At 41.3% G+C, this 18,715-nt stretch carries 12 protein-coding genes; 8 read left to right on the top strand and 4 right to left on the bottom strand.

Going from position 1 to position 18,715, the window contains the following annotated elements; translation table 11 throughout:
- Positions 1-17 precede the first annotated feature (17 nt).
- Complete coding sequence (locus AC6UDE_RS00155; RefSeq protein ID WP_500696204.1) at positions 18-1,343, top strand: C1 family peptidase; 1,326 nt, start codon at positions 18-20, stop codon at positions 1,341-1,343.
- Between the two features lie 442 nt (positions 1,344-1,785).
- On the top strand, positions 1,786-1,977 hold the full coding sequence (locus tag AC6UDE_RS00150) for a hypothetical protein (protein ID WP_500694254.1): 192 nt from the start codon (positions 1,786-1,788) through the stop codon (positions 1,975-1,977).
- Positions 1,978-2,042: 65 nt separating this feature from the next.
- Here AC6UDE_RS00150 and AC6UDE_RS00145 read toward each other — a convergent pair whose 3' ends face one another.
- Complete coding sequence (locus AC6UDE_RS00145) at positions 2,043-2,201, bottom strand: hypothetical protein (RefSeq protein ID WP_500694255.1); 159 nt, start codon at positions 2,199-2,201, stop codon at positions 2,043-2,045.
- Between the two features lie 119 nt (positions 2,202-2,320).
- On the opposite strand from AC6UDE_RS00145, the gene cls reads away from it, so the two are divergent.
- Positions 2,321-3,793: a cardiolipin synthase gene (cls, locus tag AC6UDE_RS00140; protein ID WP_500696203.1), complete on the top strand. Its 1,473-nt coding sequence runs from the start codon at positions 2,321-2,323 to the stop codon at positions 3,791-3,793.
- A gap of 96 nt (positions 3,794-3,889) precedes the next feature.
- Here cls and AC6UDE_RS00135 read toward each other — a convergent pair whose 3' ends face one another.
- Complete coding sequence (locus AC6UDE_RS00135) at positions 3,890-5,314, bottom strand: NAD-dependent succinate-semialdehyde dehydrogenase (RefSeq protein ID WP_500696202.1); 1,425 nt, start codon at positions 5,312-5,314, stop codon at positions 3,890-3,892.
- Positions 5,315-5,673: 359 nt separating this feature from the next.
- Here AC6UDE_RS00135 and AC6UDE_RS00130 point away from each other — a divergent pair, with 359 nt between their 5' ends.
- The gene (locus AC6UDE_RS00130; RefSeq protein ID WP_500696201.1) at positions 5,674-5,841 is read left to right on the top strand and encodes a helix-turn-helix domain-containing protein; all 168 of its coding nucleotides are present in this window, start codon (positions 5,674-5,676) and stop codon (positions 5,839-5,841) included.
- 44 nt (positions 5,842-5,885) lie between these two features.
- On the opposite strand, the gene AC6UDE_RS00125 is transcribed toward AC6UDE_RS00130, so the two are convergent.
- Entirely contained in the window at positions 5,886-7,199 is a 1,314-nt protein-coding gene (locus AC6UDE_RS00125) for an NCS2 family permease (protein ID WP_500696200.1), read from the bottom strand.
- 174 nt (positions 7,200-7,373) lie between these two features.
- On the opposite strand from AC6UDE_RS00125, the gene AC6UDE_RS00120 reads away from it, so the two are divergent.
- The 4 genes from AC6UDE_RS00120 (at position 7,374) to AC6UDE_RS00105 (ending at position 16,876) form a co-directional block, all read left to right on the top strand.
- Complete coding sequence (locus tag AC6UDE_RS00120) at positions 7,374-7,949, top strand: NAD(P)H-binding protein (RefSeq protein ID WP_500696199.1); 576 nt, start codon at positions 7,374-7,376, stop codon at positions 7,947-7,949.
- Positions 7,949-11,533 (top strand): PD-(D/E)XK nuclease family protein, encoded by a 3,585-nt coding sequence (locus AC6UDE_RS00115; RefSeq protein WP_500696198.1) that lies wholly within the window; start codon positions 7,949-7,951, stop codon positions 11,531-11,533. Before AC6UDE_RS00120 ends, AC6UDE_RS00115 begins: the two co-directional genes overlap by 1 nt.
- Positions 11,520-15,245: a helicase-exonuclease AddAB subunit AddA gene (addA, locus tag AC6UDE_RS00110; RefSeq protein ID WP_500696196.1), complete on the top strand. Its 3,726-nt coding sequence runs from the start codon at positions 11,520-11,522 to the stop codon at positions 15,243-15,245. Before AC6UDE_RS00115 ends, addA begins: the two co-directional genes overlap by 14 nt.
- A gap of 272 nt (positions 15,246-15,517) precedes the next feature.
- The gene (locus AC6UDE_RS00105; RefSeq protein ID WP_500694263.1) at positions 15,518-16,876 is read left to right on the top strand and encodes a cytosine permease; all 1,359 of its coding nucleotides are present in this window, start codon (positions 15,518-15,520) and stop codon (positions 16,874-16,876) included.
- A gap of 54 nt (positions 16,877-16,930) precedes the next feature.
- On the opposite strand, the gene AC6UDE_RS00100 is transcribed toward AC6UDE_RS00105, so the two are convergent.
- Positions 16,931-18,646 (bottom strand): ABC transporter ATP-binding protein, encoded by a 1,716-nt coding sequence (locus AC6UDE_RS00100; RefSeq protein WP_500696195.1) that lies wholly within the window; start codon positions 18,644-18,646, stop codon positions 16,931-16,933.
- Positions 18,647-18,715: the final 69 nt, after the last annotated feature.

Raw genomic sequence — 18,715 nt, 5'->3', positions numbered from 1 at the left:
AAGAAAGGACAAGAATAATGACAGAATTTAACCACCCAATTACACCAGATGACGTTGATCAAATGCAGGCCGATCTGGAAGTGCAACCAAAAAATGAAGTGATCTCACGGGCCATCATGACCAACGGGATTGATAAAGCTTCTGAAGATCCTAAGACCGCAGTCCGCTTAAACCGCACCTTTTCAATTGACATTGATACGGGAACGGTTTCTAATCAGAAACACAGTGGCCGCTGCTGGCTATTTTCATTGTTAAACACCTTGAGACATAAGTTTGCGGTCAAGTACAACAAGAAAGACTTTGAGTTATCCCAAAACTACCTGTTCTTCTGGGATAAGATTGAACGGGCTAACATGTTTTACGATCGGATGATTGCACTGGCCGATCGTAAAACGAGTGACCGGGATGTTGATTTTTATTTGAGTATGCCAGGTGAAGACGGTGGTCAATGGTCCATGGCCGCGGCACTGGTTCAAAAGTACGGCGTGATGCCAAAAGAGGCCTTTCCAGAAACCGCTGTGACTGATGACACCACTGATTATGATGAAGTGATGGATCGAAAGTTACGTCACGACGGGATGGTCCTCAGAGACTTGGTTAATTCTGATGCCTCAGACGATGATATCAACCAAATGAAACAGAAGATGATGACAGAGGTCTACCGCATGACCGCTTATTCATTTGGTGTTCCACCAAAGACCTTTGACCTTGAATATCGTGATGACGATAAGAAATATCATTTGGATCAAGGCTTGACTCCCAAGCAATTTTACGACAAGTACATTGGCGTTGACTTAAACGATTACGTCGTTTTAACCAACTCACCTGATAAGAAGATGGATGAGATGTATTCTCTTCCAAGTCAAAACAACGTTGAGGGTGGCATGCCAATTGAGTTCTTGAACGCTCCAATGGACGAACTGAAAGAAGCCGCCATTAAGCAACTTAAAGATGGCGAGACCGTTTGGTTTGGAAATGACGTCTTGCATCAAATGAACCGACAAAAGGGTTACTTAGACAGTAAACTTTATCATCAATCCGCCTTATTCGGGGTTGATATAACCATGACCAAGGCTGAACGTCTCAAGTATCACGAAGCTGAAGTTTCTCACGCCATGACGTTGGCTGGTGTTGATTTAATCAACGACGTTCCAACGAAGTGGAAAGTTGAAAACAGTTGGGGCAAGAAGGTTGGAGACGATGGTTACTTCGCAATGACCGACGAATGGATGCAGGACTTCGTTTACGAAGTGGTTGTTAAGAAGAGTTATCTAAAACACACTCAAAAAGAGGTCTTGAAGAAGACTCCAATCAAGTTGGATCCATGGGATTCATTACAATAAAAATTAATTTAACACTCTTCCGATGGGAAGGGTGTTTTTTTATGGCTTATTTTATTCCGTATGATAATATATAATTATAAAAAAAGGCAGTCGCATTGATATACAGCTGCCCGTACAATGGCTTCATACTTTAATGAATCGTTATTGGGATGCATAGCTAGGACAGTTATTGATCACAAAATGTTATTGGTAAAAACACGTAAATATTCCATTTTTGGTTTTAACGTAAGTTCGTTTCACAGTAGGTTACCTCTTTTTTAGATTTACATTCGTTGTTTTGACATGAAAAAAGTGTTTGTGACATTATACACTATTACAATCCATTTAACAGCGGGTTAAAATTCCAAAACACCGCTACTAAGCGGTAGACACCGATTTATATTGCTTGTATAATTTGCATCAATAATTATTAAACAAGCAGTAGAATAGGTGGGAGAGTAAGATGAAGTGGTTTTTAAAAATTGGATTGTACGTCGTTGAATTTATGATATTTGGATCGTTATCTTTGGTACTAATTAGTCTCCCCATCGATTACTTTCCGATGCTAATACTGCTTTTCTCCAGTTTGGCATTCTTGTTAATCATTAATCAACGTGTTCAGAGTACAATTAATCATCATTATCGATATAAATGAACAAATAATAAAAAGTGTTCCGTAGTTGTGAACGATGTTTACTAATCGCCAACTATGAAACACTTTTATTTTTTCAAAAACAATTGATAAACTAAGATCGCGATTACTATGGCGGCAAAGACCACGGTTGCGACCTGCGGATTGGCAATCAGGGCGTTGACTAATCGATGAAGAATCGAAAAACTGTGTACACCATGTAGTCCAAGGACAAAGTAAGAATTCATTTTCATCACCTGCTATTTCATGCGAAGTACATATCATTTTAATCCATCGTTAGCAAAAAAGTAAGCAAAGTCTTTTAAAATTATGTATTATAGACGTATAAAACCTAGGAGGATCTACAATGGCAATTGATTGGATGTTAATTTGGCACATTATCGTCATCGGTAATGCGATTTTTGCGATTATTACCGTGTTCAGGCAACCCCGAGACATCGCCGCAACGTGGGCATGGCTTTTAGTACTGGTATTTCTACCATTACTAGGTTTCATTATTTACGCTTTCTTTGGGAGAAAACTACCTAAGAGTAAGTTCTTTCGGTTAAAGGGTAGCGTGAAAAAACACGTGAGACACGAACTTAGTGAAGAAAAAGCAATGCTTAAAAAACCGAAGGATGCTGACACACCATCAAAACAGATTGCGTGGGAGTCAGCTAACATGGTTCGCATGTTTATGAATTCTGATACCTCGCCACTCTATGACAACAACAAAATCGACGTTTTCACTAATGGCGACAAGTTGATGGATCAGATGTTTTCTGACATTAAGAACGCGAAAAGTTCCATTAACCTTGAATTCTACACTTTTTATGCTGATAAAATTGGGAAAAAGGTCTTAGCGGCATTGGTTGAGAAGGCCAAAGAGGGCGTTGACGTCCGGGTCATCTATGACTCATGGGGTTCGATGGGGACCACGCAGAAATTCTTTAAACCGCTGTTTGAAGCGGGTGGCCATGCTTACCCATTTTTACACACCCATTCTAATTTCTTTGATTTTCGGGTTAACTTTCGAGATCACCACAAGATTCTAGTGATCGATGGTGAGCATGCTTACGTCGGTGGCTTTAACATCGGCGACCAGTACATGGGTTGGAGTAAGAAGTTTGGTAATTGGCAGGACTGTTCAATTCGAATTCACGGAAACGCCATTTATGGACTCCAGTCCCAGTTTATTTTGGATTGGAACGCCACTGATGGGAAACTCCAAATTAATCCCAACAACCCAGAAATGATCAAGAAGTACTATCCAATTATTCATACCGACGGTGAAGCGGTCATGCAGATTGTTTCCAGTGGCCCTGATACCAGTATGGAACAGATTAAGATTGGCTACATTAAGATGATTGAGATGGCCAAACGCAAGGTCCAGATTACTACGCCATATTTAATCCCTGACCCATCGGTCTTGGACGCTTTAAAGATTGCATCCATGTCGGGCGTTGACGTCCAAATCATTGTGCCAGACATGCCAGATCATCCGTTCGTATACCGTGCCACCCAGTACTATGCACGTCAGTTAACCAAACTGGGGGTCAAAGTTTACTACTACAATAACGGGTTCATGCACGCTAAAACGGTGGTCGTTGATGATAAAATTGTCTCAGTTGGGTCAGCTAACATGGATTATCGTAGTTTTAAACTAAACTTCGAGATTAATTCATTTACCTACGATGAAGCATTTGGAAAACAAATGGGAGCAATTTTTGAAGAGGACTTGAAGAATAGTACCCTGCAGACAACGAAGATGTTTGAATCGGAATCATGGTGGTTAAACTTTAAGCAGCACTTTAGCCGTTTATTGTCACCAATTCTCTAACGTTCAAATTTAAAAATAAAGAAGAGCCTAGATTAAACGATCTAGACTCTTCTTTATTAAAAAGGATGAATTATTTAAGTTCATTCTTAGTTTGATTTATTTTTCAGGATCAGTGGCAACCAGTGCACCTGCCAGGTTATGCATATCTGGTTCTTGAGCGGTAACGATCAATTGCTGATTGACGAAGGCCATTTGACCAATGTCACTCATTTCTCTTCCGTAGCCAGAGCCCTTCACACCACCAAATGGCAATGCTGGAAGGGAAGCAAGGAAGTTGTTAACAAAGACCATCCCGGTTTCAATTTGGTCGGCAACCTTGGCGCCGTGTTGGGGATCACCGGAGAAGACGATTCCACCTAGTCCATAAGGGTTGTCGTTTGCAAGATCAATGGCTTCTTGTTCACTGTGGGCCTTGTAGACCGAAGCAACTGGACCAAAGAATTCAGTGGTGTAGCCAGGGTTAGACTTGTCGATGTCGGTAAGAATGGTTGGCATGAAGAATTGGCCTGGGAGATCAACTGGTTCATTGCCATAGACTACCTTAGCGCCGGCTTTAATGGTGGCATCAACTTGGGATTGAAGTTTGTCCTTAGCTTTCTTGGAATTCATTGGAGCAAGCGTTGTGGATGGGTCCATTGGATCGCCCATTTTAACTTTGCTGAAGTCTTCCTTTAATTTCTCAACAAACTTGTCATAAACGTTGTCCATGACGATGAAACGTTTGTCAGAACAGCAGACCTGACCGTCGTTATAGAGACGAACCCGCCAAGCAATGTCTTCCGCTTTGTCTAAATCAGCGTCATCTAGAATCAGGAATGGATCCATTCCACCCAGTTCCATTGAGTTTTTCTTGAGGTTCTTACCAGCAGCCTCAGCGACTGAAGATCCACCTCGTTCGGAGCCAGTTAGTGCTACTCCTTGAACCCGTTTGTCTTCGATGGCTTTTGTGACCTGGTCGTATGATAGGAACATATTGGTTAAAGCGCCCTTTGGTGCCCCAGCCTTTCTGATGACGTCCGCAAATGATTGAGCTGAGTCTGGGATGTTTGAAGCATCCTTTAAAATCATTGGGTTTCCGACCATAAAGTTGGGAGCGAAGACTCGCATAATTTGGTAATAAGGAAAGTTCCAAGGTTCAACCATTACAAGTGTTCCAAGGGCATGATAATGAACCTCAGCCTCACCAGTTACAATTGATGAAATGGCCTTTGGTTGAAGTAATTCTTCACTATGGTCGGCGAACCAATCAGCAATGATGGCACAAAGTTCAACTTCACCTTGAGATTCGCGGAACAACTTGCCCATTTCAATGGTAGCGGTCTTAGCTAGATCGTCCTTGTTGTCACGCAAAGCCTTGGCAACGTTGTGAAGGATTTTAGCTCGTTTTTTAATGTCTTGTTTTTTCGTTTTTTGATAAAGCGCTTCGTCAGTTTTAAGCACCTGCTCTAATTCTGCGTCGGTAGCGTTTGGATAAGTCTTAATTGTTTCGTTGTTAAATGGATTTACAGTCTCATATGCCATAATAACTCTCCCTTATTATAAATAAACTTGAATTAAACTTTAGTGACCAAATAACTATGAGAATCAGTTAGCTAACTCGGATCTCACCTTGAGTATAATCCATTCGGAAGCGGTTACAATGAAATTGGCTTAATTGTTTTGAAAAAATTATTTACCTATATATTTACGAAAAAGATACAAAAATCTTGCAAGTGGGAAAAGAACAAAAAATAAATATATACTTGATAAGGGGAGAATATAATGAATAAGTTAGAAAAGTATGTCTTAGAAAGTATGTCTTAGATAGAGATAAAAAAGAACCCGGCTTTAAGAGTGGGGTTCAAAAAGAAGAAGGCAAATTAGAAGGTGCTGTTTCAGTTATGAAAGCACGGAAAGATGCGGGATATTTTCAAAGAGAACTTGCTAAAAAGGCTAGAATTCCTCAGTCAACTGTTAACCGCGTTGAGAAGGGTGATAACGTTAGTGTAAAGACGCTTTCAAAAATTGCGACGGCGTTAGGTAAAAAACTTAGTATTACCATTTCTTAAAAAAGTCCCAAAATGAACTTTTAAATTCATTTTGGGACTTTTTGTTATTTAATGTTTAGTATCCACAAGAAGACTAGGAAGATAATTGCTAACGAATACATCATCCAACCGACTTCCTTGCCGCGTTTAGCGGCAATCATGGTAATTGGGTAGGCGATGAAACCAAGTGCAATTCCGTCAGAGATACTGTACGTTAGTGGCATTCCAATTGCAATCAGAAAGGCTGGGGCTGCCACTTCAAACTTGTTCCAATGAATGTTACCAAGTGACTTGGCCATCAAGATTCCAACGATAATTAGTGCTGGAGCAGTGACTTGACTGGTAATGACGGTCAAAAGTGGTGAGAAGAACATCGCTAACAAGAATAGAATTCCGGTCACAATTACCGTAAATCCAGAACGACCACCAACCGCAATGCCGGCTGATGATTCCACGTAGGCACCCATTGGCGAAGTTCCAAGAAGTGAACCAACCAGCATGGTAACCGAGTCGGCACCTAAAGCACGGCCGATTCGTGGAATTTTATTGTTTTTCATGTAACCAGCCTGTTCGGCTAATCCAACTAACGTTCCGGCGGTATCAAAGAAGGTTACCAAAAGGAACGTCAGCACGACAACGATTAACTGCGGCGTGTTGATTTTATCAATGTTGAATAGTCCAACTAGGAAAGTGGACTTAATGCTTGGAACCGATGACACGATTCCAGTGGGCATTTTGATTAATCCGAAAAGGACTCCAATTACGGCTGAAGCAACCATCCCAATGAAGATTGAGGCTGGGACGTTAGCGGCCATCAAGAACAAGGTGATGACTAAGCCGGCAACCGTCAGTAAAGTGAGTGGGTTACTGAACGAACCAAGTCCAACCAGCGTGGACTTGTTGGCAACCACTAGTCCACCATTGTTTAACCCTAAAAAGGCAATGAACAGGCCAATCCCACCCGCAATGGCTGACTTTAAGTCAGATGGAATCGAATCAATGATTTTTTCTCGCAACTTGAGCAAGGTCAAGATGACGAAAAGAATCGAAGCGACAAACACGCCAGCTAGCGCGGTCTGCCATGGAATCTTCATCCCAATACATACGGAGTACGCAAAGAAGGCATTGAGCCCTAGACTGGCGGATAATGCAAATGGATAGTTTGCGATGATTCCCATTAGGAAACAGCCAAAGGCAGAGGCGAGGGCCGTTGCCGTAAAGACGGCACCTTTATCCATTCCTGCGGCACCCAAAACGTTCGGGTTTACGAATAAAATGTACACCATGGAAACAAAAGTCGTAACTCCCGCAACCGTTTCACGGGTAAAGTTAGTCCCTAATTCCTGAAAGTGAAAAAACGAGGCAATTCGATTAGCCATTTCCACAACTCCTATCAAATTAATATTCGGTTTTTCAAAAACGAATTACGATAATAGGATAACACAAAGTTAAAATGTGTCAAATCACGAACGATACTAATTACAAGGCAAAAATCGTGCATTAACGTCCGTTGACATGTTTGTTAGAATTAGAGTATGAATGGAGTTTTAGAGATGAAGAAGATTTTATTATTAGGAAATACTCCGGCCGAACAAATGGTCTTTAACTATTTTAATAGAAGTAATAAATTTCAGGTTTTTGAGATTACCGCGGGCGATTTTACTAAGGAACGGACGTATCAGGGATACTTAAAGGATGTTGATATCGTGGTTTCTTTTCTGGGACCGATGGACGTCGATTTGGACATGGAAGCGTTGTTTTCCGTGATTTATTCGCACCGCCTTCAACTAAAACGAGTCATTTTTCTCTCGGTAGCGGGCATTGACAAAGAAGTTGACGGAAAGCTGGATTACCCCGGGGTTGACGACGTTTCCGAATTTTTAAAGCAGCAGCAGTATGCCATAAAAGTAATTGATGAATCAGAAATTCCATACACCGTTTTTCGCCTGGTTAACGTAGTTAATACCAAACACAACGATGGTTACACGATTGATGAGGGAAAGTCCGTTCCGGTTGGAGACGTTTCCCATGAAACGGTTGCACATTTTGTAATTGACGCAATCGTGAACGAGAAATTTATCAATCAGTCACAAGCACTCATTGAGGAGCGTTCAGAAAGGAAAGCATAATGGCACTACAATTTGTTTTAGGCAAAGCCAGTAACGATCATTTTAAAAAAGTGGTCGGCGATCTTGATCAGTCCATGCAGCAACATCCAAATGATGCTTATTTTTATTTGGTACCGAATCACATCAAGTTTGAGTCCGAACTAGGGACGCTGAAACAATTGAATCATAAGCAGCAGAGCACGTTTGCTGAGACACGGGTCCAGGTCTTTTCCTTTTCACGATTGATGTGGTATTTTCTCGGCAACAGTAAGGAGTATCAACTACCTCGGCTTTCAAAAGATGCCATCAACATGATCATTTTCCAGATTATTGAAAATCAACAGGAACAATTATCCGTATTTAAGGGCGAGGGAGCCCAACCAGGATTTATTTCGCAGGTGGCTGATCAGATTAACGAACTGCAGCAGGGCAAGATTGACCCCGATACGTTGGATAAGATTGCTGATCTTGATCCTGGAACGATTAATCCCGAGTTACAGGGGAAACTGAAAGACATTAGTGTGATTTATCGCGAATTCTTGAAAAAAACGGACGGAAAATATGTCTACAGCTCACAGACTTTGACAATGTTAAACCAGTACCTGCTGAACACTGACCTGTCCCAGATGCATTTTTACATCAGTGGTTTCTCGCAGTTTTCCGCTTCGGAACTAGATATCGTTAAAACGTTGATTGATAAGGCTAAAGACATTACGATTGACCTCAACTTGGACCGTTCGTATCCAAATGAAATGCCCGATAACTCGGCCTTCTTTTTGCGTTCGGGAAGACTATACAATCAGTTGTACCAGTACGCTAAGGCAATTGGGGTCAAAATCATGACCGATCAGTACGCGGGCGACTGTCGTTGTAGTGACGGCATTAAGGAACTAGAGGACTACTGGATTTCAAGTAGTCAAGTGGGCTTCCCAATTTTGCCGAACACGAATGGCAACTCGGACCTCGAACTTTTTCGGGCTGATTCCAATTATGACGAGTTGATGAACATTGCGACCATGATTCGTCAGATGGTTGCCACGGGACGCTTTCGTTACTCCGATTTCATGGTGGTTACCAGACATTTGGACAAGTATCAAAACGTCATTGATCCCATTTTTCAGATGCAACAAATTCCATATTTCGTAGACATTCAGAAACACATGGACAATCATCCCCTAGTGGAACTAATTGACGCGTTGTTTTCCATCTATCGTACCGATCGGAAACGGAATTACCGCTACGACGATGTGATGCGATTACTAAAGTCAGAATTGTTACTGCCAAGGGATCAAGACGGAAAGCCGATGAACATTGACCGTTACCGCCGCTGTCTTTCGTTGTGTGAAAATTTAGTCCTAAAGAATGGCTACGAGGGGAAACGCTGGACTCAGGACGAAGACTGGGAGTACGCCACCGTTTCTGATAATGATACGGGGATTGTGTCAAATCGAAATAAGGAAATCTCCACTGACATCAACGTCATTCGCCACTTTGTAAAAGAAACGTTACCACCATTTTATAAGAAAATGGCGCAAGCCAAGACGGGAAAAGATGCTGCCAATATTCTCTACCAATTTTTGGATGAAAATGGTGTAATTAATGAACTAAAACACTGGCAGGATCATGCCACTGAACGTGGTGACCTACAGGAAGCTGGTCAGTCGGAACAAGTTTGGAACACGCTGTGCGGTTTACTGGACGACTTTGTTACTTTTTTGGGTGATCATCCCTTTGAGATGGACACCTTCCTGGACCTCTTAAAGGCTGGTTTTGAAGGTGCTTCGTACTCCCAGATTCCATCAACCTTGGATCAGGTCACAATCTCTGAAACCGGACTAGTCCAATTGAACGATAAAAAAGTGACCTTTGTAATGGGAGCTGACGACAATAGCATGCCAGCCACGATTGAAAACAATAGTCTTTTTAACGACGCTGATCGTGACCAGATGAATGATCACTTTACTGATGACCAGTATTTAAATGACAACAGTGAGACTCAGATGGTCAACGAACCCTATTTAAATTATTTAGCTTTCATGACTCCATCTGATAAATTGGTCTTTTCATACAACTTGGGTGGCGGAAAGGAAGACGTGACTCAGTCCATCTCACCGTACATCGCCAGAATTAGGGATCATTTTAACCTAAAAGAGCAACATGTAAGTGGGACGCCAGTATCTGATTCTAATGATGTTCGGCAGTTCATTGGTTCCAAGCGTGCCACCCTGAAGTTTTTGGTCAAGGCCGCACTCGATGCGAAGGTTAGTGGTAAAAAATTGAGTCCGGCTTGGAATCAGATTAAAGCGAACCTTGAAAATGACCCAACGATGCGGACCATCACGCAGAAGTTACTTGGCAGTCTGACGTATGAGAACGTGCCAGTTTCTTTGAAGCCACAAATTGTGACGGGTCTGTACGGGAACACGATTAATACCTCCATTTCTAAGCTAGAAGAATTCTACTATGATCCGTACGAATACTTTTTGAAGTATGGACTGCGACTAAGAGAACGAGACGAGTTTAACCTTGATCCCAGTAGTACGGGAACGTTCTACCACGAGTCTCTTGATGAACTGGTCAAGAAGATTAATGCCGAACACATTGACATTACTAAGTTAACCAACGAACAGATTAAAAACATGGTAACTGAAATCACAGATACCATTATTGAAAACGACCCGAACCTGCAGTACGAAATTCTGAAGAGTTCCAACCGGATGGAGTACATTGCTAGGCAGTTAGTTCAAACCGTGATTCAGATGGCGACGGCACTTAGAGACCAGTCCCATTACACCAAGATGCGGCCGAAAAACACCGAGGTCATCTTTGGTGAACCCGGAAAACCAAATGGCATTGACGGTCTGAACTTTGATTTAGGCAGTCAGCACTCGGTGAACGTGCGGGGTCGAATTGACCGGATTGACCAGATGTTCATTGATGGGACTGAATATCTTGGAGTGGTCGACTATAAATCTGGTGAAAAGAAGATTGATTTGTCGGAAGCCTATGACGGAACGCGGATGCAGATGATGACTTACCTTGATGCGTTGCTACGAAATCAGGACAAGCTGTCTACTACTGACAAGGTGAAGTTAGCGGGAGCGCTCTACATGCACATCTTTGACCCGATTTTGAAGCCGCAAGACGTTAAGAATTTTGATGATCCGAAGCAGCTGGAAGCCGCATTGATGAAGGCTCATAAGTACACGGGCCTCTTGGTTAATAACGACAGTATGTTAAAAGACATGGTCAATAACATTGACGATGCCGGTAATATTTATCCATATCAGTTTACCAGCAAGGGTGATTTATACAGTAATGCGGTCAAGACTAGTATTGTTGAACCACGTGACTTGGACCTTCTACTGAAACGGACTGAGGATCGGATTAAGAATGCCGGTAAGCAGATTTTTGCCGGAAACATTAAATTGGAACCGTCTCAGTATAAAGACCAATCCAAGATTATTTATTCTCCCTATAAACCGGTGATGCAGTTTGACCCATTATTAACTGAAAATAACTATCGAATTGTGAAAGACATGGGGAACAACAAGGACGTGATTGACTTCTTAAGAAAGGAGGCACGTGATAATGGCGAACAATAGTATGAATTTTACCCCCGAACAAGAAAAAGCTATTACGGAAAAGTTCCCGGGGAATGCGCTAGTGTCGGCCTCGGCTGGCTCGGGAAAAACACGAGTGCTGGTTCAACGAGTTCTAAATAAGGTCGAACACGGCGTTGACGTCGATCATCTATTGATTGTGACGTTCACGAAGGCCGCTGCTAAGGAGATGCAGGACCGCATTAAAAAAGGTCTTCAGGATCAAATTAATCAGACCAGTGACAATGCACAAAAACGAAACTTGGTCAAACAAATTCGGAAGTTGTCAGTGGCCCACATTTCAACGATGGATGCTTTTTGTCAGTGGTTGGTCCAGAAGTACTACTACGCCATTGACCTAGATCCCAACTTTCGGATTTTGGCCGACCGAACGGAGCTGGAGATGCTCCGGGATTCCGTCTGGGAAGACGTGCGCGAAGACCTGTACGGAGACGATGAGGATGGGTCATTTGCCAGATTAACCCGCAATTTTTCAAGTGATCGGGGTGACGACGGTTTAACCGACGTGGTTCTGGGACTTTATGATTTCGCAAACGTTGATCGAGATCCAGTGGCGTGGTTAGATAAGCTTTCAGGCTTGTACCAGATGGACGGTAGTATCACTCGGAGTGCGTTTTACCAGAAGTACCTCCTCCCAGAACTTCAAAACAAAATGAAGCAGGCCCTTAGTTTACTTGAACAGTCCCGTCAGGAATTTTTAAACGGTGCCATGTCTGATCGGGCCGATTTGGTTGAATCCGACATTAAAAAGTTGAATCAGATTTACGATCGGTTAAAAACGGCGGACTGGGATGCCCTCTATGATGTATTTCATGATTTTAAACTGGGAACCATGTCTCGAAAAAAGGTGGATGATTCTCAAAAAGAATTCAAGAAACAAGCCATGGAACTACGTAAAAATGCTGATGATACGATCAAAAAGAATCTTACCAATCGATACTTTTTTGCCAAACAAGCTGACAATTTGGATGTGATTCATCATTCTGAAACCATCGTTAACAAGTTAGTGGACGTCGTTAAGACGTTTTCGACGCGCTATGCTGAGGTCAAAAAACAAAAGCACGCCTACGAATTTATTGATATTGAACACTTTGCGTTAAACATTTTAACTGGGAACAGCAAGGACAGTCCTGAAATTCAACATCAGTTTCAGAACTACTTTAATGAAATCATGGTTGATGAGTATCAGGATAATAATCGTCTTCAAGACGCCATTTTAAACGCCATGAAGAATCCGAAACATGAGAACATGTTTATGGTAGGAGACGTCAAGCAGTCGATTTATCGTTTCCGGTTGGCGGATCCCGGGATGTTTCTGGAAAAACTAGACGATTATCAAGAATCCGATAATCCGGATACGGCGGTCGTTTTGGCCGATAATTTCCGTTCAGCCAAAAACGTCGATGACTTTACCAACTTAGTCTTTTCTCAAATCATGGACCGGGGTCTTGGTGAGATGAACTATACCGGCAACGCCAAGTTGAAGTACGGGGCCACTTACTACGGTGACGACGTTCAATCAAACGCCAATATCATGATGTACGTTGATGATTCAGACCATGATGACGACGATCTGACCCTTGAACCAGACAGTAGTTCTGAAGGTCAGGTTAAAATGGTCGCTGATCAAATCCAGGACTTAATGAAAAAGAAGATACAGATCTACGACAAGACCACGCACGAGATGCGTGACATTCGTTACGGTGATATTGCCATCTTGGAACCAACCCGTAAGAACAATTTAGATATTTCCAAGGAATTTGCCCAAAAACAGATCCCACTTTCAATTGATGGTGGCGAGAGCTACTTTAAAACCACTGAAGTTCAGATTATGATGTCACTCTTACAGATTATTGATAATCCCTATCAAGATATTCCGCTCGCAGCGGTCCTGCGTTCGCCAATCGTGGGAATGGATGAAAACGAGATGGCTTATCTGCGAATCAACCACAAGACCGGTGACTATTTCACATCGCTTCTTGATTTCTACCACAACTATCCGTCACAGGAACCAACCGAGTTTGGTAATTTGGTTTCTAAAAAAGTGCAGTTGTTCTTGGATCAATTGAATGATTTTAAGGACTTTGCGACAAAGCATGAGCTTTCGGACTTGATCTGGCACATTTACAGTGTGACTGGTTTCTTGGACTACGTTGGTGGGATGCCAGCCGGGAAGAAACGTCAGGCTAACCTGCACGCTTTATACGAACGAGCCGCTGAATACGAAAAGAGTAGTTTTAAGGGCTTATTTGCCTTCGTGCAGTTTGTCAAACGATTGCAGGACAAGGACGACGATTTAGCGGAGGCCCCTGCAGAAATTGAGACCGACTCGGTCCACGTCATGACGATTCACGGTAGCAAAGGGCTGGAATTTCCGGTGGTCTTTTTGATGGACGCCACCAAACAGTTCAATAACTCTGACAGCCGGGGAAACTACATTTTCAATAATAAATTGGGAATTGGGGTTAAATACTTAGATCAAAAAAAGCATGAACTGTTGCCTAGTCTACAGTACGTGGCCATTAATGATCTAGAGTACAACAGTATGCTAGCCGAAGAGATGCGGCAGTTGTACGTTGCACTGACCCGGGCTGAGCAACAACTCTACATCACTGGGATTGTTAAGAATAAGAAGTCGGTCGAAGATGAGACCAAGAAGTGGGAACGCGCTTATCAGAGTTCAGACCTGGTCTTAAATCAGTCCACGAGAAGTAGTGCGAATAACTTTATGGACTGGATTGGGGCGGCCCTTGTTCGTCACCCGAACTATTATCAGGACCGTGGAAAAGTTGACGCCACCCACGTTTTGGCGAAGGATCCGACGAACTTTAAGGTCGAATTTGTGACGGCGAAGGATTTGCAGCAACCTGGGACGACCGAAACAAAGTCGGCCACAGAAGAACAGGAACTTCCAGCTGATCAAATTGATCAATCACAAATTAAGCAGATTATGGGGTTCAAATATCCATACAAAGCAGCCACTACCACCACGGCCTATCAGTCCGTTTCGGAAATCAAACGATTATTTGATGATCCGGACAACATTCAGCTGGGAAGTGTCGCCGAAAGTCGTAACATGATTTTAAGGCGGACGCGGTACAATAACTCAACGTTTATGCAGCCGCAGTTCATGCAATCGGTCGGACAACCCAACTCGATGGAGATTGGAACGGCAACGCATTTGATTTTGCAGAAGATTAACGTCAAAGAACCAGTTAATCACGAGACGGTTTCAGAACTCTTGGCGCAGTTGATTAATGATAAGTTAATTACGCCGGAGGTTGCCAAAAAGGTCAACGTTGATTCGGTTGTCGAGTTTTATCAAAGTGACCTAGGCAAACTAATTAAGGCTCATCCCGATCAACTTCATCGGGAAGTTCCGTTTTCACTGCTGGTTTCAGCCGACCAAATCTTCTCTGAATTTGAAAACGATTCAAAACAAAAGTTGTTGGTCCACGGAATTATTGATGGTTATCTTGATTTAGACGATGGACCCGTTCTGTTTGATTACAAGACCGATTTCGTTAATCCGAAGAAGCCGGATGAAAGTGTCAAGAAGATCATTGACCAGTATCGTGGTCAGGTAAATATCTATGGAATTGCTTTATCAGACATCTTGGGTAAACCAGTTAAAGACGAATATTTATACCTGCTATCAAATAATACTTTGCAGCGGGTTAGGGCTAAAAAATAAATAATAATAACGTCAGTCAAAAATGATTGGCGTTTTTATTTTCATAGAAAACGAACAATATTAGCTAACCAACTTAATTGATTCAAAGAAAAACGAATGATAGAATTTGTGGTAACTTAATGATTTGCCTAATGTAATTCAGAATTTTAGTAATTGAGGAGGCGTTCGAATTATTCGTTGTGAAGGATTCTTTCAGTGGTATACTTGAAATAAGTTGCAAATACGACCATCAGACAGTAAACCAAACCAGTCGTTAATAATTGGAGGATAAAATGGAGCGAAATAAGAAATATGCATTTGAGTCAATCCCAATTTCCGAACGAGACATGAATTATTGGGATATGTTTGCCACGTGGTTCGGAGCGAACGCTAACAACGGAACCTGGTTCATTGGTGGCGTGATTGCCGCCGCTGGTTTCTTTGGCGGAATTAGTTCCGCCGTCATTGCTTCGGCAATTGCCTTCGCGTTTTTGAGCATGGTGGGCTACATGGGATATCAAACGGGGGCATCGACCACGATCTTGTCCAGAGCTCCCTTTGGAATTCGGGGAAGTGTCGTGCCATCAGTCATTAATCTGACGCTTTTTATGGGGTGGACGGCCGTTAACACGTTTATCGCCGCTACTTCCCTTGCGTATCTGTTCCACAGTATGTTTGGCTGGGCGTTGTTTGGTCAACCCGGCGGCTACTTTGGGATTATTGTTGGAATTATCATCATGAGCATTCTGCACTTACTTAGTATTATCGCTGGTCCCAAATCCGTTCAAATTATCGAACGAATTGGAGTGATTTTGGTAATTATTTTTGTGATTATCGAAGTCATCGTGGTTTTTCGTGACGTTTCGTTTTCACAGATTGCCAAGTATCAAGTTCCAATGAAAGCCCGGATGCCGTTTGGGGTCGCCCTCGATACGATTGCCGCAGCTGCCCTTGGTTGGGTAGTTGGTGGAGCTGACTTTACTCGGTTCACTTCCAGTAAACGCATTGCCACCCAGGCTCCATATGTCGGTGCCATTCTTGGGATGGTCAGTTTTGTCATCATCGGTCTGTGCACGACGCTAAGTGTTGCCTTGACGTCCGGGGTCTTCAATCCTAATAACTCCGATCCTAGTACGGTTGCTAATAAATTGGGACTAGGAGTTATTGCGATGGTTGTCATTGTTTTGACCAGTATGACTGCCAACGCCGTCAACATTCAGTCTGGTGGCTCCGCCCTAAATAACTTGATTCCTAAGATTAGTTTGAATAAATCACTGTTCATCGTTACCATCTTGTCCATGATTTTGACACTGGTTCCTTTGATTAACGGTAGTTTCCTTGATGCCTTTACCGCATTTCTGAACTATACTGGGATGTTTCTTGGTCCAATCATTGCCATCTTGGTGGTTGATTACTTTGGCTTGTCAGATGGGAAATACGATTTAAAAGCCTTAGAAACTCCCGCCGGAAAGTATTGGTACAAAAATGGAATTAACTGGTTTGCGATGTTATGTATCGCCATCGGGGTGGTATTGTACATTGCGTTAAACATGTTGCCAATTATTAAGGCGACGGTTGGAGCCACTTTCATTTCTATGATTGTGATTGCCATTATCTACTATGTTGGTAGTAAGTTAATGAGAAAAGCGTAATTAAATAACAAACTAAAAAAGCATCAAATCATTATGTAATGATTTGATGCTTTTTTAGTTTTTATCAATGAATTGTTCATTTACGAAGCGATGATATTCTGGAACTCGATTCATTAATTCTTCGTGGTTTCCAAAGCCTAATATTTTGTGACGGTCTAGAAAGTATATTTTATCGGCATTTATAATGGTTGAAAGTCTGTGTGCAATGGCAATAATTGTTTTGCCGGTCATCATCTTATCAATTTCATGTGTTACTAATTGTTCAGAATCAGAGTCCAGACTAGAAGTTGCTTCATCAAGAATTAGGAATTTAGGATGTTTTAAATATGCTCTAGCAATTTGTAATCGTTGTCTTTGTCCTCCAGATAATTTAAGTCCTTGTTCACCAATGATTGTTTTTATTCCATCTGGTAATGATGATACACAATTTTCTAAATCAGCAATTTTAATTGCTGTTGATATTTCTGATTTGCTTGGGATATTTACTAAACCAAGAACTAAGTTATCATAAAATGTTCCAGAAAAAATAGTGTTATCTTGAGTTACTACTCCAAAAAGCGAACGCCATTGCGAAATAGAAAAATTAGAAGCGTCATTGTCATCAAACAAGAGTTTTCCATATTGGATTGGATAAAGTCTTGTTAATAAATTGATAATAGTGGTTTTCCCAGCGCCTGAGGGACCAACGATTGCAATTTTATCACCAGGAGTAAAATCCATTGAAACATTACTTAGTACTAGGTGATTTTCATAAGAAAAAGATACATTTTTTAATTTAATAACTGAATTTTTTGAAGTGTTTTTAATAACAGGATTTTTATAGTTATTTTCTGGACTTAACTGTAAGATTCTAGTAATTTGTTTTGTTGCTCCCTTTGCTTGCTTGTAGCTTGCATAGAAATCAGCTATGACATTAATTGGTCCAATTACTTGGAATAGATACATTAGAAAAGCGACTAGGGTTCCAATGGAAAGAGTTCCAGCTGATACCCGAACACCACCGTACCAAATGATTATAATAATCAATAAAAGTCCAAACATGGTTTGAATTGGACCTGTTATAGCAAAAATTGCATTCATTTTTAGTGATAAATGATAAAGAGCATTTACGTCTTTTTTGAATTTATTTTGGATACTATGTTCTGCGTTATTTAATTTAACCGCTCGAATGTTTCTAAGACTTTCAGAACTGGTTTCATTCATTTGAGCTAGTTTCTCTTGAGATTTAATTGAAACCTTCTCATCAATTATTCCAATTGGGATGGTAACCATCGCGTCTAGTGGAAATGCAATTAAGATAAGTAAAGATAGTTTCCAATCAAGTGAAAATAAAATTGCAAATGTTCCCACCACAGTAATTATTCCACTAATTGAAGAGGGGATCATTTCAGTAGTAAAGTTTTGAATTATTGAGGCATCATTAATAACTCTACTAGAAAGTTTTCCACTTAATTGGTTATCAAAATAGGTAGTTGGTAAATAAAGAAGATGATCTTGAATACGAGTGCGAATATTTGCAATTTGTTTGGCTCCTGAACGACTAAGCAAATATCCACTAATTGCTGTAAAAATGGCACTAAAAATTAGCAAGGCCAAAATTCCAATAATTGTCCACGTATTATTTTTTTGACTGAGTAACGATTTAATGTTGATAGCCTTACCAATTAATAGGGGAATAAATAAAGAAACTATTGTTCCAATCAGACTTAAACCGAGTCCAACGAAGAAGCCGGCATCTAGTTTAATGAAATTAATTTTTGTCTTTTTCATTATTTTCCTACTTTTAATTTATTTAAGAATTAATCATAATAAATGATTTTATACGATGACATTAATTTA

It is taken from the genome of Fructilactobacillus sp. X2R5C3 (genome assembly GCF_059901325.1).
The sequence above is the reverse complement of the archived record's forward strand: the minus strand, read 5'-3'. Positions and strand labels throughout refer to the sequence as shown.